1 protein-coding gene and 1 pseudogene are annotated in these 3,248 nt (G+C 69.4%); both read left to right on the plus strand.

Annotated features, from left to right (window positions below):
• The coding region (locus ABD671_RS18985; protein ID WP_344735038.1) for an Ig-like domain-containing protein at positions 1-1,980 on the plus strand (1,980 nt) is incomplete at its 5' end.
• A gap of 208 nt (positions 1,981-2,188) precedes the next feature.
• A pseudogene (locus tag ABD671_RS18990) lies at positions 2,189-3,248 on the plus strand (hypothetical protein); the annotation flags it as partial.

Consider the following 3,248-nt stretch of genomic DNA (forward strand, 5'->3'; position numbering starts at 1 on the left):
AACTCGGTGGGTGGTTCGCGGAATCTGGGGGCTACGGGTGGCGCGTCGGGTCAGCCGGTGACGTACGCGATCGCTGCTGGGACGACGAACGACGCGTGTGTGATCGTGGCGGGTCGGGTGGAGTTCCGGCATGCGGGGACGTGTGTGGTGACCGCTGACCAGGCCGGGACGGATGACTACGAGCCGGCGGCCACCGCGACCCAGACGCTGCAGGTCGACAAGACGAGCCCTGGTCTCGCCGTGTCCTTGCCCGACTCGGGTCGAGTCGGGGACAACGTGGTGTTGGTGCCGCAGACCCTGTCGGCTTCGCTGGTGACGGTCACGAGCCGGCGGCCCGGGGTGTGTTCTGTTGATGGGCTGAAGGTGAGGTTCGACCACGTCGGGACCTGCGATCTCGCTTTCAGTCAGCCGGAGACCGGCGACTACGTCGCTGGTTCGACCGGCGGCATCATCGAGGTGAAGCAGGCCGCGCAGGCGATCACGGGGTTCGCTCCGGTGGGTGCGGCGGTCGTGGGTGGTGCGTCGGTGGATCTGTCGGCGACCGGTGGTGCCTCGGGGAACCCGGTGACGTTCGCGGTGTCAGGTGAGACGACGAACGGTGCGTGCACGCTCGGTAGTGGGCCGTCTGGTTCGACGGTCTCGTTCGTGCATGCGGGGTCGTGTGTGGTGACGGCTGATCAGGCCGGGAACACCGACTACACCGCTGCTTCGCAGGTGAAGCGGACGATCGTGGTGGGCAAGGCGGCCCAGGTGATCTCGGGGTTCAGTCTGCCGGGGTCGGCGTCGATCGGGTCGCAGGCGGCGTTGGCGGCGACTGGTGGTGCGGGTGGTGCTCCGGTGGTGTTCTCGGTGGCTGCGGGGACGACGAATGCCGCGTGCACGGTCAGCGGTACGACGGTCTCGTTCGTGCATGCGGGGACGTGTGTGGTGGCTGCTGATCAGGCCGGTACGGCTGACTATGAGGCGGCCTCGCAGGTGGTGCAGGCGGTTGCGGTGGCTCGGAATCCGCAGAGTCTGGTGTTCTCGTTGCCGGCGACGGCGTCGTTGGGTGGTTCGGCTGACCTGACGGCGACGGGTGGCGGGAGCGGCCAGTCGGTGGTGTTCTCGGTGGATCCGTCGACCACGAACGCGGCGTGTGTGATCGAGGGCACGCGGGTGCGGTTCGTGCACGCGGGGTCGTGTGTGGTCGCGGCGTTCCAGGGTGGGACTCCTGATTTCGAGGAGGCGCGCACCCTGGCCACGGTGAACGTGGAGCGGGCGCCGACGACCACGTCGGTGTCGGTGACCGGTACCCAGATCCGGGCGTTGGTGCGGTCGACCGATGCGTCGTTGGGTTCTGTGGTGGGGACGCCGAGTGGTCAGGTGCAGTTCTTGGTGGACGGCGTCCTGCTCGGCACCGCGGCGTTGAGTGATGCCGGGGTGGCGGTGCTGGATGCGGTGATCCCGGCCGGGGAGCATCTGGTGGTGGCGCGGTATCTGGGTGATGGTGATTTCGCTGCCGGTGTCGGTGACTATGCGACGTCCTCGGGTGAGGTGGTGCGGAGGGATCCGGTGATCACCGCGACCGTGACGAGTGCGCGGGCGATCTCGGCCAGTGGTTGGTATCGCTCGCCGGTGACGGTGTCCTTCGCGTGCACGGCCGGTTCGGGTGCGCTGGTGGGGGCGTGTCCCAGCCCGGTGGTGATCGGCCGGTCGACCAAGGGCCGCACGGTCACGGGCACGGTGTTGGCCGATGACGGTGGTCGGGCCACGGTCACGACCGAGGTGGTGAAGGTCGACCTGGTCAAGCCGAAGGTCCGGATCAAGGGCCTGGCTGGCGGGGCTGCCGGGAAGCCGCGGTGTGTGGCCAGGGACAAGACGTCGGGTGTGGCCTCGTGCCGCCTGAAGGTCCGCACCCATCGTGACCGGGTCGTCTACATCGCGATCGCGAAGGACGTGGCCGGCAACACCACCAAGGTCAGGAAGACCGTCCGACGCTGACGGCCGGTCGTCTACCTCTCTCCCCATCTCCCCGTTTCTCCCCCGAGTAGTTCTGGAGTTCTCGATGTCTGGTCCGCGTTCCTTCCTCGGCGGTGTCCTCTCGGCTGCGTTGGCGGCCTCGGGTCTTGCCGTCGTCCTGGTCGGGGCGAGCGCCCCGCCGGCGTCGGCAGCACCGACGCCGGTGTGCGACGCGAACGGTCAGTGCACCGTGACGTTCGACTACACCGGCGCGGTGCAGACGTGGACGGTGCCGGCGGGGGTCACCTCGATCACCGCCACCGTCGAAGGCGCCGGCACCCAGTCGGGCGGCGTCGGTGGTGGCGGCCGCTCGACCGGCACGATGTCCGTCACCCCCGGTGCGACCGTCACGATGGTGATCGGCGGGACGAACGGCTACGGAGGCGGCGGCGCGGGCAGTGGTCCAAGTTCACTCCCGGGCAGGAACGGTTCCGGCGGATCGTTTCTCGCCGTCGGCAGCGCCCTCATGCTCGTCGCCGGCGGTGAAGGAGGCGACGGCGGAGCCACGTCCGGTTCGGGCGGTGTCGGTGGAGGTGCGGGCGCGCCGGCAGGGGATGGCGACACCCGCGCGACCGGGGCGGGTAAAGCCGGCACGACGACCGCGCACGGCGCCGGCGGTGTCGGCGGCGGTGGCGGCAGTGGTGCCGCTGGCTCGGGCTCGTTCACGATCGGCCCACCCGTCACTGTTCCCCAGGGAGGGAAGGGCGGGGACGGGATACCCCCTTGTGGTGGTGGCGGCATGTGCTTCGAGTTCAGCAGTGGTGGCGGTGGCGGTGGTGGTGGCTACTTCGCCGGAGGTGGCGCCGCCGGCAGCGGCACCGATTGCTGCGGGCCCCGGAGCAGTGGTGGTGGCGGTGGGTCGGGATATGCCGCACCGAATGTCACGAATGTGTCGGGCGCTGCGGGGGTGCGGGACGGCAACGGCCGCATCGTGATCACCTACACCCCGAAGATCGCGCAGACGATCAGCTTCAGCAGTTCCCCCTCATCCCGGACCGTCGGGTCGACGTACGACGTGTCGGCGACGGGCGGTGGCTCTGGTAATCCGGTGACGTTCTCGGTGGGCGGCACACCGTCGGGGACCTGTTCGATCGTGGGTGCGCGGGTCACCTTCGATCACGTCGGTCAGTGCCTGATCTATGCGGATCAGGCTGGTTCCTCGCGCTACCTGGACGCCTCCCGTGCCACGCAGACGATCACGGTGGCCAAGGCCGCGCAGGAGGTGCAGCTGGTCTCGGCGGGGTTGACGC

Origin of the sequence: Nocardioides fonticola, from assembly GCF_039536805.1 — a bacterium.
GTDB classification, from domain to species: domain Bacteria; phylum Actinomycetota; class Actinomycetes; order Propionibacteriales; family Nocardioidaceae; genus Nocardioides; species Nocardioides fonticola.